Below are 15,262 nucleotides of genomic sequence, written 5' to 3' on the forward strand. Positions count from 1 at the left end.
ATCAGTGTTCGAATTCGCCTGTTGCCACCACGTATGCGCTTATCGATATGCGGACGATAACTTATCGTCGGCATATCGGAAATTCCATACGGGGCAGCAACTGCCGCTGCGGTTTGCTGGCAGCGATGATCTACCACGAGCCCACCCTGACGGCACCGACCGAGCCGATGGCGCACACCGCGATCTCGCCGACGACCGGGATCACGGTCTTCGGCTGCGCCCCTGATGAGAGGCGCATTTTCGACTCCCTGGCACCAGCCCACGGGGTCTCTCTGACGATGACGACCGAGCCTGTCACCGAGGACAACGCTGACCTCGCCCGCGGCGACCGGTGCATCAGCGTCAGCCACAAGGCACCGATATCGAACGCGACTCTCCTCGCGCTGGAAAAGCGCGGGATACGTTATATCTCGACGCGAAGCGTGGGTGTCGACCACATCGATGCCGACTTCGCGGCGAGCATCGGGATAACAATCGGGAACGTCTTCTATTCACCCGACTCGGTCGCCGACTACACCGTGATGCTGATGCTCATGGCGATCCGCCAGGCGAAGGCGACGATCCGGCGCACGGACGCCCACGACTACCGCCTGGCGGCCAGCCGGGGACGCGAGCTGCGCGACCTCACCGTCGGTGTGATCGGGACCGGTCGGATCGGCACGGCGGTGATCGAGCGGCTGCGTGGCTTCGGCTGCGACGTCCTCGCCCATGACCTCCGCCCCCGCCCGGCCACGGACGGCGCCGAGCACGTCGATCTCGACACGCTCGTCGAGCGCAGCGACGTCGTCAGCCTCCACACCCCGCTCAGCGAGGAGTCGCACCATCTGCTCGACCGGCGCCGCATCGACGTGATGCGCCCTGGCGCGTACGTCATCAACACCGGTCGAGGCGCGCTCATCGAGACACCGGCGCTGATCGATGCCCTCGAGGACGGCCGGCTGGGCGGCGCGGCCCTGGACGTCGTCGAGGGCGAGGAGGGCATCTTCTACGCCGATCTCCGGGGGCGCGAGATCCCCAACGACTGGCTGGCGCGGCTGCAAGAGATGCCGAACGTGCTGGTCAGCCCTCATATCGCCTACTTCACCGACCATGCCCTCAGGGACACGGTCGAGAACTCCATCCTCAACTGTCGTGAATTCGAAAGCAGGTTTCAGCATGTCTAAGCTCAAGGTCGGCATCATCTTCGGCGGCGTCTTCGAGGAGCACCCCGTCTCGGTGAAGTCGGCGCAGGAGGTCGCCAAGCACCTCGACACCGACACGTACGAGGCCTACTGGATCGGCATCACCAAGAGCGGTGACTGGCGGCTGTGTGACGGGCCCGAGCCGAGCTGGGAGGACGGCGCGCACCGTCCGGTCGTGCTCTCCCCCGACCGCAGCGTCCACGGGCTGCTCGTCCTGGACGAGGGCACCTACGAGACCATCCGGCTCGACGTCGTGCTCCCGGTCCTGCACGGAAAGCTCGGCGAGGACGGCGCGATCCAGGGCCTCTTCGAGCTCTCCGGGATCCCGTATGTCGGCTGCGACGTGCAGAGCTCGGCGCTGTGCATGGACAAGTCGCTGGCCTACACGGTCGTCGCCGAGGCCGGTGTCCCGACGCCGACGTTCTGGACCCTCTTCCCGGGCGACACTGTGCAGACTCTCGGCGATCCCGGCGTACTCCCCTATCCGGTCTTCGTGAAGCCGGCCCGCTCCGGGTCGTCGTTCGGGGTCAGCAAGGTGACCTCGGCCGCGGAGCTGGACGAGGCGATCGCCACCGCGCGCCAGTACGACGACAAGGTGCTCATCGAGGAGGGAGTCGTGGCCGAGGAGATCGGCTGTGCGATCCTCGGCAACGGGTCCGAGCTGGTCACCGGCGAGGTCGACCACGTTGCGCTCTCTCACGGCTTCTTCAAGATCCACCAGGAGGACGCCCCCGAGACCGGCTCGGAGAACGCCACCTTCATCGTGCCCGCCGACATCCCCGCTGACGCGCAGGAGCTCGTCAAGGAGAGCGCACAGCAGGTCTACCAAGCACTGGGCTGCCGCGGTCTGGCGCGGGTCGACATGTTCCTCAAGTCCGACGGGTCGGTGGTCCTCAACGAGGTCAACACCCTGCCCGGACTCACCTCCTACAGCCGCTACCCGCGGATGATGGCCGCGGCGGGGATCTCGATGACCGACTTCCTCGACCGCGCGATCACCCTGGCGCTGGCGGAAACATCGGAAGGCACGACATCGGAGGGCGCGATGTCGGAGAGCGCGGCCCGATGAGGGACGGCTTCGCGTTCGTCGACGAGCTGGTGCCCGGCATCCGCTGGGACAGCAAGTACGCCACCTGGGACAACTTCACCGGTAAGCCGGTCGACGGCTACCAGGTGAACCGGATCGTCGGGACCCACGAGCTGTGCGCCGCGCTCGCCCTCGCCCGGGACCGGGCGGCAGCGCTCGGGTTCGGGATCCTGCTGTGGGACGGCTACCGCCCCCAGCGCGCCGTCGACGCCTTCCTGCGCTGGGCCGAGGAGTCGCCGGCCACGGACGCAGAAGACGCGCGCAAGCGCATCCACTATCCCGCGATCACCCGTGCGGAGATGTTCGAGAAGGGGTACGTCGCCACGCAGTCCGGTCACAGCCGTGGCAGCACCGTCGACCTGACCCTCTTCTCCTTGGCCTCGGGCGAGCTGCTGGACATGGGCGGCGACCACGACCTGATGGACGAGATCTCCCACCATGGCGCGGCGGGTGTCTCGGAGGTCGCGGCCCGCAACCGATCGCACCTGTGCTCGGTGATGGAGTCGTGCGGGTTCAGCCGTTACCAGAACGAGTGGTGGCACTACTCCCTGATCGAGGAGCCCTACCCGGACACCTACTTCACCTTTCCGGTCGGATAGACCGGGAGCGCGCGCACGGTGAACTAGCCGAGCCAGCTGCGGATCTTCGAACGGTTCGCCTTCTTCCAGACGGAGGCGAACCGTTCCTCGGCGTCGGCGGCCGCGGTCTCCTCGGCGGCCAGGAGATCACGGATCGCGTCGTCGGGTTCCGGGACCAGAGCGATGGTCTGGATCATGACAGCCGCGTCGTTGAGGTCGCCGAGGACCGACTGGATCGACCGGGCGGCCCTCGAGAGCCGGTCGGCGTCCTTGCCGAAGACCTCGCTCACCGACTCGGCGGCGTAGCGGACCCGCTTGGCCCGCTTGCGCACCTCGTGCAGCTGTCTGCGGCGTTCACCGGGGTCGGTGGCCTGGTTCGCAGCGTCGGCCGCGGCCGCCATCCGGCGCCAGCCACGGCGGAGCCGCTTGCGGAGCGCCTTTCTGCCCGGCAGCTTGCTCGACCAGGGCAGACCGTAGGCGAGGGCGGCGATCAGCGCGCGGTAGCGGTCTCCGTCGAGCTCCGGAAGCAGCCGGTCGCTCGCCTGGGCCTGGCGGTCAGCGAGCGCCGTACGCAGCGCGTCCACACCGGTCGGACCCGGACCGTGGACGGCCGCCCACCGCCGCAGCCGCCTGCGGAGCACCTCGGCGTCGCGTACGTCTCCGAGGAGGTCGGCGAGCCACGTCAGCTCCTCGCGCAGCGGCTCGGCCCGGTCCGGGTCGAGGAACGGACGGTAGGTCGCCAGGACGCTGCGCAACCTGCGTACCGTCACCCGCATCTGGTGGACGGAGTCGTCCTCCGCACGCAGCACGAGCCGGCCCCAGCGGTGGAGCGCGGCCACCTGGTCGCGCCACCACTCACCGACCGGCTCGTGTGGATGACTCATCCCTCCATTACTACCGTGCCACGGCGTCGAGGTCACGCTCCGTCTCGGCGACCTCGGCCTCAGCACCGTCCTTCTCCCGGTGCGGCAGCACAGTCAGGAGCAGTCCGATCCCGGCCCAGCAGGCGAGGACGATCAGCGGCGTGGTGGTCCCGGCGCCGTCGAAGAAGGAGAAGCCGCGCAGGGCCGATCCGGCCGCCCCCGGAGGCATCATCTGACCGAGCCATCCGAACGGCACCATCTCCGGCGCGGACGTGATCCCGGAGAGCGGGTTGCCGACCAGGAGGACGAGCAGCGCGACGATGCCGACACCGGCCGGGCCGATGAGATGCCGCAGGCCGACGATCGGGAGCGCGACGGCCAGGATGCCAAGGGCCACGACGCCGGCGTTGGCGAGGTAGCTGCCCTCCAGTGCGCCGAGCCAGCCCTGCACGACCCCGGTCATCGCAAGACCTCCACCGATCGCGATCAGGAAGGCCGCCGCGACCCGGTCACGGGTGCGGGTCAGCACCAGCGAGGTGATCGCGCCGGCCATGATGCCGCCGATCACCAACGGCAGCGCCGCCGCACCGAAGACGACACCGCGCGGGTCGTCCTCCGCACTCGGCACGACATCGGTGACCGTGGGCTCGGCGCCGGTCTCGGCGCCCATCGCGGCAGCCATCTGGGTGAGCTGCTGGGCGACGTTGGGACTGGCGGCGGAGGCGACCAGCACCTCCTGACCCTGAGGGCCGACCACGATCGCGCCGTACGCCTCCCGGTCCTCGATCGTCTCGACAGCCTCGTCGCGGTCCGCGACAGCGGTGACCTCGAAGGCGTCCTCCCCCATGGCGGCGGCGAGCTGGGTCTCCACCTGGCTGACCGCGGCCTCGGGCCCCGCGACGACCAGCGGCAGCGATCGGGGCCCGATCTCGCTGGCGGGCCAGGCGAACGCCGAGATGAGCAACGTGAGCAGGGTGACGAGACCGAGGCTGACCCCGATCACCGCTTTCACTGATGTGGACATGACTGGCTCCTTAAAAAACGAATGTTCATTCTCTTTGGCATCACTCTCCTCCTCCTGCTCCGAATTATCAAGAACGAGCATTCGTTTTCTTTTGAGGTACGCTTCGTAGCATGCCCAAGGTCAGCGACGAGCACCGCACCGAGAAGCGTCAGCAGATCATCGCGGCCACGCTGCGCTGCGTGGAGCGCGACGGCTTCCACAAGACGACGATGGCCGCTGTCATCGAGGAGTCGGGCCTGTCTGCGGGCTCGGTCTACACCTACTTCCGCGGCAAGCACGAGATCATCCACGCGATCGCGTCCTCCGGGGTGACCGGCGTCAAGGACGCGATCGACCGCCTCACCCCCGAGGCCGGCTCGAGCGAGACCCCTCCCCCGCCCGGGCAAGCGCTCGAAGCCGCCACCCAGCATCTACTGGACTTCTCGGGCCAGCTCGGCATCGACCTGCCTCGGATCGCCCTGCAGACCTGGGCCGAAGCGGCTCGCGACGACGAGTTCCTCGCCCTGATGGCCCCCGAGGCCCGCGGCATCCGGGCCGCCTGGCGCCGCTACGCCGAGTCAGCCATCGGATCGGGCCTGCTCCGCAAGGACGCCGACCCAGACCGAGTCGCCATGGTGCTGACGGGAATGCTTCCGGGCTTCATCCTGCAGCGGGTCGTGATGGGCGACGTCACTCCGTCGACGTACGCCGCGGGGTTGAACGACCTGCTCGGCACGTCGGGGTAGTCCGGGAGCGAACTGCCCATTTACTGGCGAGTAATAGGCAGTTGGCTCCCGGACTACCCCACATTCCCCTCCCAACGCGCCACCCAGTAACGAACCCCGTAAGGGTCGGAGTCGTAGTCGACCGCTACGGTCTCGACCCGGCGGAGCAGGTCGGCGGCCTCGACGATCGGCGCGACGTCGGCCCAGAGCTCCTCGGCCAGGCCGAGGTCGAGCGCACCCAGCGCGTCGGCGTCGGGCTCCACCAAGGATCTCCCCAGCCGGTCGTCGAACCCGGCCGCCCGGGGGTCGAGATGCCCGGGCGCCTTCTCGCTGCGGCAGGCCGAGCCGTTGCCGACGACGAGGTAGGCCGCCTCGCCGCTGCTCACGGGGGCCGCGCCGACCTCGGCGAGCAGCGCGGAGGCGACCCGGGCGCCCTGCGCACCGGCGATCACGCGTACGTCCTCGCCCAGCCAGGCCACCGCGGCCAGGCAGGCAGCGCGGAGCTCGGCGACGGGGTCGTCGAGCGAGGCGTACTCCGGCAGCAGGGCGAGGCATCCCGGGACCAGCGCCACTCTCGTCACTGCAGCCCCCTGATCGCTCGTGCGGGATTCCGACGTCCGGCGATCGTCCAGACCATGTCGACGGTCTGCCGGGTCTCCGGCACCTGGTGGACGCGGTAGATCCGGGCGCCCGCCAGGGCGCAGACCGAGGTCGCGGCGAGGGTGCCGAGGAGACGATCGCCGACCGGTCGGTCGAGCGTCTCTCCCACGAAGTCCTTGTTGGAGAGCGAGACCAGCACCGGCCAGCCCGTCGCGACCATCTCGTCGAGGCGGCGGGTGATCTCGAGGGAGTGAAAGGTGTTCTTCCCGAAGTCGTGGGCCGGGTCGATCACGATCGAGTCCTTGGCGACGCCGGCGTCCAGGGCGCGCTGGGCATAGCCGAGGGTGTCGTCGATCGCGGCCCGGACGACATCGTCGTACTCGATGCGATAGGGCCGCGTCCGTGGCGTCACGCCGCCGGTGTGGGTGCACACGATCGCGGCGCCATGGGCAGCGGCGACGTCGACGAGCTCCGGGTCCGCACCGCCCCAGGCGTCGTTGATCAGGTCGGCGCCGGCGGCGCACACCGCGTCGCCGACCTCGGCGCGCCAGGTGTCGACCGAGATGACCAGACGGGGGAACTCCTCGCGTACGCGGGCGACGAAGTCGACCACCCGGGACTTCTCCTCGGCGGCACCGATCTCGGCTCCCGGAGCTGCCTTGATCCCGCCGATGTCGACGATCTCGGCACCTTGGGATGCCACCAGCCGTACGCGTTCGAAGGCCGCGTCCTCGGCCCAGGTCGCACCCTTGTCGAAGAACGAGTCGGGGGTGCGGTTGACGATGGCCATCATCAGCGTGTCGTCGTCACCGAACTCATGTCGTCCCAGACGCAGCATCAGGCGACCATACCGCCCGCGCCGTCGCGCAACGGCGGCCGCTCCAGAAGGCTCACGGTCCGGTCGACCACCTTCGTGGATCCGTCGATCGGGATGTACTGCCGCATCTCGACGTCGTCGCCCGCCGGACCGGTGCCGAGGCGTCGCGACATCATGCCCACGATCTGCGTCGCCATCAGACCGAGGTCGAAGAGGTCCTGGTGGCTGTGGTCGCGTTGTCCGAGATCGACCTGGGCGATCGCGTCCATCCCGCGGGTGTCGAGGGTGTCGACGAGGGCCGCGAGCTCGACGCCGTAGCCGACAGGGACCCGCAGCCGCTCGAACAGCGAGCGCCGGATCGACCACTCCCCCGCCAGCGGCTGGATCAGGTCTCGCAGCGGCCGGCGGTGGAGCGCCAGCAACGGCCGGGCGACGAGCTCGGTGACGCGGCCACCGTCGAGACCGTGCTCGCCCGGGCGCCGGTAGAAGCCCTTGACCAGCTCGATCGTCGGGTCGGTGACCAGTGGGCCGACCAGGCCGCGTACGAAATGGGTGTCCCAGTCGGTCAGGTCGGCGTCCATGAAGACGATGAGATCGCCGGTCGTCACGAACTGCGACTTCCACATCGCCTCGCCCTTGCCGGGGTAGGAACCGAGGTCCGGTCGGATCGCGGCCGAGGCATAGACGTCGGCGCCGGCGTCCGAGGCGATTCGCGCGGTGTCGTCGGAGGAGTCGGAGTCGATGACGACGAGCTCGTCCACCAGGTCGGAGGTCTCCATCAGGCTGTTGCGCAGCGTGCTGACCAGGTCACCGACGGTCGCGGCCTCGTTGCGCGCAGGCACCACGAGGCTGACCCGTTGCCCCTGCTTGGCCTCGACGAGCTCGGCCAGCGACCAGTCGTCCCAGTGATGGGTGTTGCACTCCGACCAAGACATGTTCAAACCCTATCGACGGAATCATGGAAGCCCTTCCGATACCCGATCGATTCGGCTCCCAGCCGCCTCCCCCGGCCGGGCGCCGGAGCGCGCGTGAGGTAGCGTCGAGGCTTTGCACAATCCTCCCGTCACACCCCGCGCCACCTTCAGCGCGCCCTGGCCAGGGCGAACAGATAGCGCTAACGTGACGCAAATTGTTGACAAACCTAACGTCGACACTGCGGGTCAAGAGCGGTCCCCAGCCATCAATCACACCGAATAGGTGAGAAGAAATGTCAGGAACCCCAACCATCCCCTCCGACGAGACAGAACCCGACAAGTCAAAGCTCCGCAGAGCGATCACCGGCTCAGCGGTCGGCAATGCGACCGAGTGGTTCGACTACGGCGCTTTCGCCTACGTCGCCACGGAGATCACCGCCAACTTCTTCCCCGAACAGGGCTTCGCCGGCACGGCGCTGACGTTTGCGATCTCCTTCATCCTGCGACCGCTCGGCGGCATCTTCTGGGGTCCGCTCGGCGACCGTATCGGGCGCCAGCGCGTCCTCGCGATGACCATCATCCTGATGGCGGCAGCCACGTTCTGCGTCGGTCTGCTCCCCACCTACGACTCGGTCGGCATCTGGGCCGTGGTCCTGCTCGTGGCGCTCCGGGTGATCCAAGGATTCTCGACCGGCGGTGAGTACGGCGGCGCTGCGACCTACATGGCCGAGTGCGCGCCCGACAAGAAGCGCGGGTTCTACGGCAGCTTCCTGGAGTTCGGCACGATCGTCGGCTTCACCGCTGCGATCGCGGTCGTCTTCACCACCGAGTCGATCATCGGCCAAGCGGCGATGACCGAGTGGGGCTGGCGTATCCCGTTCCTGATCGGCGGTCCGATCGGCCTCATCGGGCTCTACATCCGGACCAAGCTCGAGGAGACGCCGGTCTTCCAGGAGCTCGAGACGCAGGACGCCGTCGAGAGCGGCGCCGGTGCGGCGCTGAAGGACCTCTTCGCCCTCTTCTGGAAACCGATCCTGACGCTGATCGGTCTGGTCGCCGCGCTCAACATCGCCAACTACACCCTGCTGGCCTACATGGCGACCTACCTGCAGGAGGAGGCCGGCTTCAGCAGCACCGACGCCGACCTGCTGGTCATCTTCGGTCAGGTCGCGATGCTGATCTTCCTGCCGCTCGCGGGAGCACTCTCGGACAAGATCGGTCGCAAGCCGTTGTGGGGTGGCTCCTTCATCGGTCTGATCGTGCTGTCGGTCCCGATGTTCCTCCTGATCGGCCAGGGGTTCTGGCCGGCCGTCGTGGGATTCACGGTGCTGGGAATCGTCTATGTCGCCCAGCTGGCGACCATCTCGGCGACCTTCCCCGCGATGTTCCCCTCGCAGGTGCGCTACGGCGGAATGGCGATCGGCTACAACATCTCCACCGCCGCCTTCGGTGGCACGGCTCTGTACGTCAACAACGCGCTGATCGGTGCCACCGGAAACCTGCTGATGCCCGCCTACTACATGATCGCCGGATCCGTGGTCGGCCTGATCGCGCTGTTCTTCGTCGTCGAGACTGCGGGCAAGTCGATCCGGGGCACCGAGATCCCGGGTACGCCGGAGTCCGAGGCGGAGCTCGCCGAGCTGGACAGGACCGTCTGACCGACGGTCCCGGACCGAGCGGGCCGGGCAGCCGTACGCGCGCCCGGCCCGCTCGCGATCGGCCTCCCGGTGCCCTCCGACCGCCTAGGATGATTGTCGACAACCACACGTTCTCGGTAGTCCATCGGAGACCACGTTGACAGTGACATCGAGCTTCGAACCCGTGCACCGAGAGTCGACGGCCGCGGTCATCGCACGCCAGCTGCGTACGGCGATCATGGAGCACACCCTCCGGCCCGGCGCCCAGCTGAGCGAGACGGCTCTCTCGAGCCAGTTCGGCGTCAGCCGGGGTCCGTTGCGTGAGGCGATGCAGCGCCTGGTCCAGGAAGGACTGCTTCGCAGCGAGCCCAACCGCGGGCTCTTCGTGATCGAGCTCGACGAGGCCGACATCCGAGACGTCTACGCGGCCAGGACCGCCGTCGAGGGAGCCGCCGCCATGATGGTCGCCCGCGCACGCGTCCCCGCCGCACTGCGGGACCTCCGGACAGCCTGCGAGGTGATGACCAGCACCCTCGGGCTCGGTGATCCGGACGCTCTGCGCGACGCCGACTTCCACTTCCACGACGTGCTGGTGCAGAGCTCCGGCAGCCGGCGCCTGGCCCGGATGCACCAGACCCTGATCGTCGAGGCGCGGATGTGCCTGACCGCGTGGGAGAGCACCTACCAGCAGCCTCTCCAGCTGGTCGAGGAGCACAACCAGATCGTCGCCGCCATCGAGGCCGGCGACGTGAGGCTCACGCTCCTGCGCGTCGAGGAGCACCTGGACGAGACGCTTCGGCGTCTGATCCGACGATGACACGCGACCTCGAACGACTGCTCCGCTGGGAGGAGGCCGGCGCGACCTGGGAGGCGATCTGGCCGCGTGCCGACGAGGTGACCGTCGTGCTGTGCAGGTGTGACAGCGGCGAGGAGGTCGACCGTTACACCTCGACCGCCGCCGACCTCCTCGACTACGTGAGCGACCCGAGCCGTGCGGAGCGGGGATAGCCGGCTCACCGCAGGAAGCAGAGCACGAAGACCGCCACGCATGCGACCAGGGACACCGTGGCGTTGAGGAACAGGTTGCGGCCGATGCGATGTCCTGCGCCTGTCGAAGGGTCCCGGGCGCGGACGTGGGCCGAGACGGCGAGCACGAAGTAGACCACCAGCGCCGCACTGGTCAGCGCCCCGACGTACGGCACCCACAGCCCGGCGACCGGGCCGGTGCCGGCGGCGACCTTGATCCACGGCATCACCGGCCACAGCGCCCGCGGCAGCCCGACGTCGGTGAAGCAGCGGGCGATGAAGTCGACCGGCTTGAAGCACATCGCCGCGTCGCCGAGCTGCACCACCGCGAGCAGCACGATGGGCCACCACGGCTCCGGAACGTCCCGGACGTACGTCGACACGACCCCGCCGGGATCGCCCTGTGCCACCGCCCACATCCCGGTGACGACGAGCGTCGCCAGCGCCAGCGCGAGGCCGGTGACGGCGCGGCCCAGGCTGCGGTCCCCCACCCTGAGGTGCGCACCGATCGCGAGCACGAAGAAGGCCACGAACCCGGCAGCTCATCCATACACCGGCGCCACGGCGGCTGTGACAGGCCTTGACGGCCCGGATGAGTATCCGCACTCATGCGGCCCGGAGCCGGATGGGAGAGGCTGAGGACATGAAGCTCCTCGTACGCCTCGTCGCGATCCTCGGCGCCAGCGCCCTGTACACGATCGTGGTCATCAACCTCTTCCCCAGCGAGGACGCCGACATCGGGTCCGGCCTGATCTACTTCGCGGCGCTGCTCGTCGTCTCCGGAGTCTGGGGCCTGTGGGACGGCTACCACGCGACCACCCTGCCGCCCGTGTTCGTGCGCTGGGCGGTCGTCGCCCTGGCCGTCGGTCTCAGCGGCCCGCTCAAGATCTGGTTCTCGGAAGGCCGGGACACTGCGGTCCTGCTGAGCGACCTGCAGTATCTGACGCCCTTCGTGGCGGGGCTCGTCCTCGTCCCTGCGGCCATCGGGATCGCGCTCGGGTACGCCCTCAGCCGCGGCGGACGATCCCCTCTCGCCACGCCAGCACGGCCAGCTGGGTCCGATCGTTGAGCTGCAGCTTGCCGAGCACGTTGCTGACATGACCCTTGACGGTCTTCTCGCTCAGCACCAGTCGCTCGGCGAGCTGGCTGTTCGTCAGGCCGGAGGCCACCAGCCGGACCACCTCGAGCTCCCGGTCGGTCAGAGCACTGATCGCCTGGCCCGGCCGGTCACGGCCGCCCCGCAGCTCGTCGACCACCCGCCGCGCGACGCGCGGGTGCAGCACCGCATCACCCCGGGCAGCGCTGCGGATCGCGTCGGCGAGCGCCTCGGAACCGATGTCCTTGAGCACGTATGACAGCGCCCCGGCCCGTAGCGCCGGGAAGATGTTCGCGTCATCGTCGTAGGAGGTGAGGATGACCACCTGGCTCCCGGGACTGGCCTTCTTGATCAGCCTGGTCGCGTCGACGCCGTCCATCCCGTCCATGATCAGGTCGAGCAGCACGACGTCGGGGGCGAGCTCGGCCGCGAGCGCGACCCCCTCCTCGCCCGTCCCGGCATCGCCGACGACGAGCAGGTCCGGCTGGGTCGAGAGGAATGCGCGTACGCCTTGCCTGACGATCTGGTGATCGTCGACGAGGAGGACGGAGATCTGCGTCATCGTGGGGCTCCCATCCGTACGGTGACCGAGGCTCCGCCTCCCGGAGCGCTGTCCAGGATCAGCTCGCCGCCCAGCGCCTCGGCGCGTTCGCGCATCGAGGCGAGACCGATCCCACCGCCGGACCGGTGAGGCTCGAATCCCGTTCCGTCGTCGACGATCGACAGGGCGACGGCATCGGCGTCCGCCCTCAGCTCGAGCCGCACCGAGGTCGCCCGGCTGTGCCGGGCGGTGTTGGCCATCGCCTCCTGAGCGATCCGCAGCAAGGCGTACTCGACCTCGGGCATCTCGGGCATGTCGCCGATGACCGTGACCTCGGCACGGATCCCGCTCTGCCCGGACCAGTCCCGGGCGTAGCCACGCAGCGCCTCCGGGAGTCCCCGGTCCTCCAGATCGACCGGCCTCAGCTCCTGGATGACCAGGTTGAGCTCCGAACCGGCCTGGCGGGCGAGCCGTTCGGCGTGATCGATCGCCTCCCGGGCACGCTCGGGCTCCTGGTCGAGCAGCACCTTCGCGGTCCCGAGCTGCATGCTCAGCGCGAAGACCCGCTGCTTGACGCTGTCGTGGAGGTCGCGGGAGAGCCGGTTGCGCTCCTGGGTGACGGCCAGCCGCTGCAGCTGGTCCTGGGCCTCGCGCAGCCGGGCGAGCGCGTCCTCACCCTCGCTCCGCGCCTGCGCCATGCGGCGCAGGGTGTAGCCGAACAGCCCGCACAGCGGGAAGACACCGAGGTTGAAGACCACCGCGAACCAGGCGTTGTCGGCGTCCGCCACGACCGAGGCGAGGCTGGAGATGATCCAGAACAGCGCGATCCACACCACGGAGGCACGATCGCCGAAGATCAGCGGAACGTGGACGCTGAGCACGAAGAAGAGGAACACGAAGGACGCGTAGTCCTCCGAGCCGAGCAGCACCAGGCCGGTGATCAGCGCCGTACGGATCGAGAACGTGGTGATCCTGCCGGCGGTGGTCGACGCCATCCTCGGGCCGACGGCCGTCACCACGACGACCAACAGGCACAGCCCCACCGCCACCAACCGGCGACCGGCGTCGGGCAGACCGAGGGTCCCGAGCGTTCCCATCACCACGAGCGCGCCGTAGCTGGACAGCTCGAGCAGACGGGAGGTGCGCCCATCCAAGGTCGGCATGGCCACAGCAGTCACTCCTGTTCCGCGGGCGACGCCGAACGTCGGCGAACGAGCGCGAGCGCCGTGAGCATAGCCAGCCCGAGCGCGGACACCAGCACCAGTGCCTCACCCACGAACGGATAGACGACGGCGGACCCCCGGACCGGTACGTCGGCAGTCACCGTGACCCGCTCGGTGCTGTAGTAGTCGCCGGATGCCAGCGTCTCCCCCAGGTGGTTCACGATGGTCGACTGCCCGCCCCCGGTCGGCCGCACCAGCGAGAGTCCGTTCTCGACCGCCCGGTACGTCGCGGCCTGGGCGTGCATGGTGTCGATCGGCTGCCAGTCGTTGGCAGGGACCAGCAGGATGTCGGCACCTGCTCGTCCGGCCTGCCGCACCAACGCCGGGAAGTCGGCGTCGTAGCAGATCACCGTGGAGAGCACCCCGTAGGGCGTGGAGACCGTCGGCACCGTGCCGGGGCCCGGCTCATAGACCTGGTTGTCGCCGAACGGGTGCACGGTCTTGAGGTAGTCCCAGACCACCTCGCCGTCCGGTCCGATCATCACCGCGTGGTTCTCCGCGAACGGGTAGGTCTGCGTCCGGCGGACCACCACGGTGCCGACCTGCAGATAGATGCCCTCGGCACGAGCCACCTCACGGGCCCGGTTGATCAGGGCCGCCGAGTCCTCGTCCAGGACGAAGACGGCCGCCTCCGCCCACACCACGATCTTGGCGCCGCTGCGAGCCACCCGGGTCGTACGCTCCAGCAGCTCGTCGGCGGCCGGGGCGAACTCTGCCCTCGCGGACCGGCGAACCTGCACTCCACCAGCAGCGACGTCTGGCAGGCTCGGGGCGTCCATGGCATCGGTCAGGCTGCGGTCGGCAGCGAGAGCCGCCACCCGGACAGTGTCCGACGCGGCGCCGGACGAGGGTCGGTCGAAGGCGATCCGCACCTGACCGGCAGCGATGACGATCAGCGCGAGCGCCACCGCCGGGAGCAGAACGCGCCGCGCTGAGTCGCTCCTCAGGCCCCTCGCCCAGACCTCGTTCGCCGCCGAGGCGACCCAGTAGACCACGAAGGTCACTCCCCAGATCCCGGTCACCGCCACCACCTGGCGCAGACCGGCGTCCACGACGAACGTGTTGGCCGGTGACCCCAGCGTCCCCAGGCCGGTGAGGCTGATCAGCCACTCGGTGAGGACGGCCGCCGCCGGGAAGACGAGCGTCGCGATCAGTCCACGAAGCCGGCGGGCGACCAACCGGTCGACGACGAACGGGAGGACGCTGAAGGCACCGGTGAGACCCACGACCAGCACCTCGGCCCCCTCGAAGACACCTCGCAGGGAGATGGTCATCGCGGTGCAGGTGACCAGGATCATCGTGGGGATCCACACGCGCGCCCGGGCGGTCCGGACGAACCGGAGCAGGAGGACCGGCGCCAACCAGGCCGCCACCGGCACGGTGGTCTGCAGCTGGGCGAAGGGCAGCAGCAGCGCCCCGGTCAGGAGTGGGATCCAGGCTGTTCGCAGTCGGATCTCGGAGTCGTTCACCAGAGCTCTGGTGGCTGTCGGCATCATGGTGACGACGCTAGGAGCGTACGCAGGCCGCGACATCGGTCCGCAGGACCGAACCGACCGCGACCACAGACCCAGGAGGAAGACCCAGATGACCACCTTCCGTGAGGCGATCGAGGCCAAGGACATGGACGCCGTGGAGGCGATGCTCGCCGAGGACGTCGTGTTCACCAGCCCGGTGGCGTTCAAGCCCTACCCGGGACGGGCGATCACCGCCGCGATCCTGCGCGCCGTGGTGAAGGTGTTCGAGGACTTCACCTACGTCCGCGAGATCCACGACGGCGCCCATCACGCCTACGAGTTCACCGCCAAGGTCGACGGCCTGGAGCTCAACGGCTGCGACTTCCTCACCTACGACGAGAACGGGCGGATCGTCGACTTCAAGGTGATGGTCCGCCCGCTGCGGGCCGCCGAGGCCCTCGCCGCCCGGATGGGGGCACAGTTCGAGGAGATCAAGGCGGCCGCTTCCGCAGGCTGA

The 15,262-nt window shown here is 68.9% G+C and carries 18 protein-coding genes; 9 read left to right on the forward strand and 9 right to left on the reverse strand.

Annotated features, from left to right (window positions below; translation table 11 throughout):
* Window positions 1-236: 236 nt before the first annotated feature.
* Genes WBG06_RS00950 through vanX form a run of 3 tightly spaced genes read left to right on the forward strand, consistent with a single transcriptional unit; the run spans window position 237 to window position 2,867 of the window.
* Entirely contained in the window at window positions 237-1,163 is a 927-nt protein-coding gene (locus WBG06_RS00950) for a D-isomer specific 2-hydroxyacid dehydrogenase family protein (RefSeq protein WP_336735635.1), read from the forward strand.
* Window positions 1,156-2,250: a D-alanine--(R)-lactate ligase gene (gene vanA / locus WBG06_RS00955; protein ID WP_336734207.1), complete on the forward strand. Its 1,095-nt coding sequence runs from the start codon at window positions 1,156-1,158 to the stop codon at window positions 2,248-2,250. The genes WBG06_RS00950 and vanA overlap by 8 nt, the downstream gene beginning before the upstream one ends.
* Window positions 2,247-2,867: a D-Ala-D-Ala dipeptidase VanX gene (gene vanX, locus WBG06_RS00960; RefSeq protein ID WP_336734209.1), complete on the forward strand. Its 621-nt coding sequence runs from the start codon at window positions 2,247-2,249 to the stop codon at window positions 2,865-2,867. The genes vanA and vanX overlap by 4 nt, the downstream gene beginning before the upstream one ends.
* A gap of 23 nt (window positions 2,868-2,890) precedes the next feature.
* Here the strand turns inward: vanX and WBG06_RS00965 are convergent, their stop codons facing one another.
* Together WBG06_RS00965 and WBG06_RS00970 are read right to left on the reverse strand one after the other, a co-directional pair.
* Window positions 2,891-3,730: a CHAD domain-containing protein gene (locus WBG06_RS00965; RefSeq protein ID WP_336734212.1), complete on the reverse strand. Its 840-nt coding sequence runs from the start codon at window positions 3,728-3,730 to the stop codon at window positions 2,891-2,893.
* Between the two features lie 10 nt (window positions 3,731-3,740).
* Window positions 3,741-4,733: a hypothetical protein gene (locus WBG06_RS00970; RefSeq protein ID WP_336734214.1), complete on the reverse strand. Its 993-nt coding sequence runs from the start codon at window positions 4,731-4,733 to the stop codon at window positions 3,741-3,743.
* A gap of 110 nt (window positions 4,734-4,843) precedes the next feature.
* On the opposite strand from WBG06_RS00970, the gene WBG06_RS00975 reads away from it, so the two are divergent.
* On the forward strand, window positions 4,844-5,458 hold the full coding sequence (locus WBG06_RS00975) for a TetR/AcrR family transcriptional regulator (protein ID WP_336734216.1): 615 nt from the start codon (window positions 4,844-4,846) through the stop codon (window positions 5,456-5,458).
* 53 nt (window positions 5,459-5,511) lie between these two features.
* Here WBG06_RS00975 and WBG06_RS00980 read toward each other — a convergent pair whose 3' ends face one another.
* Genes WBG06_RS00980 through WBG06_RS00990 form a run of 3 tightly spaced genes read right to left on the reverse strand, consistent with a single transcriptional unit; the run spans window position 5,512 to window position 7,789 of the window.
* Window positions 5,512-6,018, reverse strand: coding sequence for a hypothetical protein (locus tag WBG06_RS00980; protein ID WP_336734218.1), 507 nt, complete (start codon window positions 6,016-6,018; stop codon window positions 5,512-5,514).
* Window positions 6,015-6,875 carry a dihydropteroate synthase gene (gene folP / locus WBG06_RS00985; RefSeq protein ID WP_336734219.1) on the reverse strand — a complete coding sequence of 287 codons (861 nt, stop codon included), beginning with the start codon at window positions 6,873-6,875 and terminating at the stop codon, window positions 6,015-6,017. Before folP ends, WBG06_RS00980 begins: the two co-directional genes overlap by 4 nt.
* Window positions 6,875-7,789 (reverse strand): glucosyl-3-phosphoglycerate synthase, encoded by a 915-nt coding sequence (locus tag WBG06_RS00990; protein ID WP_336734220.1) that lies wholly within the window; start codon window positions 7,787-7,789, stop codon window positions 6,875-6,877. The genes folP and WBG06_RS00990 overlap by 1 nt, the downstream gene beginning before the upstream one ends.
* A 272-nt stretch (window positions 7,790-8,061) precedes the next feature.
* On the opposite strand from WBG06_RS00990, the gene WBG06_RS00995 reads away from it, so the two are divergent.
* From WBG06_RS00995 to WBG06_RS01005, 3 genes are all read left to right on the forward strand, one after another.
* Entirely contained in the window at window positions 8,062-9,426 is a 1,365-nt protein-coding gene (locus WBG06_RS00995; RefSeq protein ID WP_336734222.1) for an MFS transporter, read from the forward strand.
* Between the two features lie 163 nt (window positions 9,427-9,589).
* Complete coding sequence (locus tag WBG06_RS01000; RefSeq protein ID WP_336734224.1) at window positions 9,590-10,222, forward strand: GntR family transcriptional regulator; 633 nt, start codon at window positions 9,590-9,592, stop codon at window positions 10,220-10,222.
* The gene (locus tag WBG06_RS01005; protein WP_336734227.1) at window positions 10,219-10,413 is read left to right on the forward strand and encodes a hypothetical protein; all 195 of its coding nucleotides are present in this window, start codon (window positions 10,219-10,221) and stop codon (window positions 10,411-10,413) included. The genes WBG06_RS01000 and WBG06_RS01005 overlap by 4 nt, the downstream gene beginning before the upstream one ends.
* Before the next feature lie 5 nt (window positions 10,414-10,418).
* Here the strand turns inward: WBG06_RS01005 and WBG06_RS01010 are convergent, their stop codons facing one another.
* Window positions 10,419-10,961 (reverse strand): DoxX family protein, encoded by a 543-nt coding sequence (locus WBG06_RS01010; protein WP_336734229.1) that lies wholly within the window; start codon window positions 10,959-10,961, stop codon window positions 10,419-10,421.
* Window positions 10,962-11,074: 113 nt separating this feature from the next.
* Between WBG06_RS01010 and WBG06_RS01015 the strand changes: the two genes are divergently transcribed.
* Window positions 11,075-11,500 (forward strand): hypothetical protein, encoded by a 426-nt coding sequence (locus tag WBG06_RS01015; RefSeq protein ID WP_336734231.1) that lies wholly within the window; start codon window positions 11,075-11,077, stop codon window positions 11,498-11,500.
* Here WBG06_RS01015 and WBG06_RS01020 read toward each other — a convergent pair.
* From WBG06_RS01020 to WBG06_RS01030, 3 genes are read right to left on the reverse strand one after another with little or no spacing between them, the layout of a single operon-like run.
* A complete protein-coding gene (locus WBG06_RS01020) occupies window positions 11,439-12,089 on the reverse strand; it encodes a response regulator transcription factor (protein WP_336734233.1) in 651 nt (216 codons plus the stop codon). The two genes, WBG06_RS01015 and WBG06_RS01020, sit on opposite strands and share 62 nt — an antisense overlap.
* Window positions 12,086-13,231 carry a sensor histidine kinase gene (locus tag WBG06_RS01025; RefSeq protein ID WP_336734235.1) on the reverse strand — a complete coding sequence of 382 codons (1,146 nt, stop codon included), beginning with the start codon at window positions 13,229-13,231 and terminating at the stop codon, window positions 12,086-12,088. The genes WBG06_RS01020 and WBG06_RS01025 overlap by 4 nt, the downstream gene beginning before the upstream one ends.
* Before the next feature lie 11 nt (window positions 13,232-13,242).
* Window positions 13,243-14,787: a nitrilase-related carbon-nitrogen hydrolase gene (locus WBG06_RS01030; protein WP_336734237.1), complete on the reverse strand. Its 1,545-nt coding sequence runs from the start codon at window positions 14,785-14,787 to the stop codon at window positions 13,243-13,245.
* Between the two features lie 88 nt (window positions 14,788-14,875).
* On the opposite strand from WBG06_RS01030, the gene WBG06_RS01035 reads away from it, so the two are divergent.
* On the forward strand, window positions 14,876-15,262 hold the full coding sequence (locus WBG06_RS01035; protein ID WP_336734239.1) for a nuclear transport factor 2 family protein: 387 nt from the start codon (window positions 14,876-14,878) through the stop codon (window positions 15,260-15,262).

Source organism: Nocardioides sp. CCNWLW239, from assembly GCF_037137035.1.
In the GTDB taxonomy this organism is placed as follows: Bacteria; Actinomycetota; Actinomycetes; order Propionibacteriales; family Nocardioidaceae; genus Nocardioides.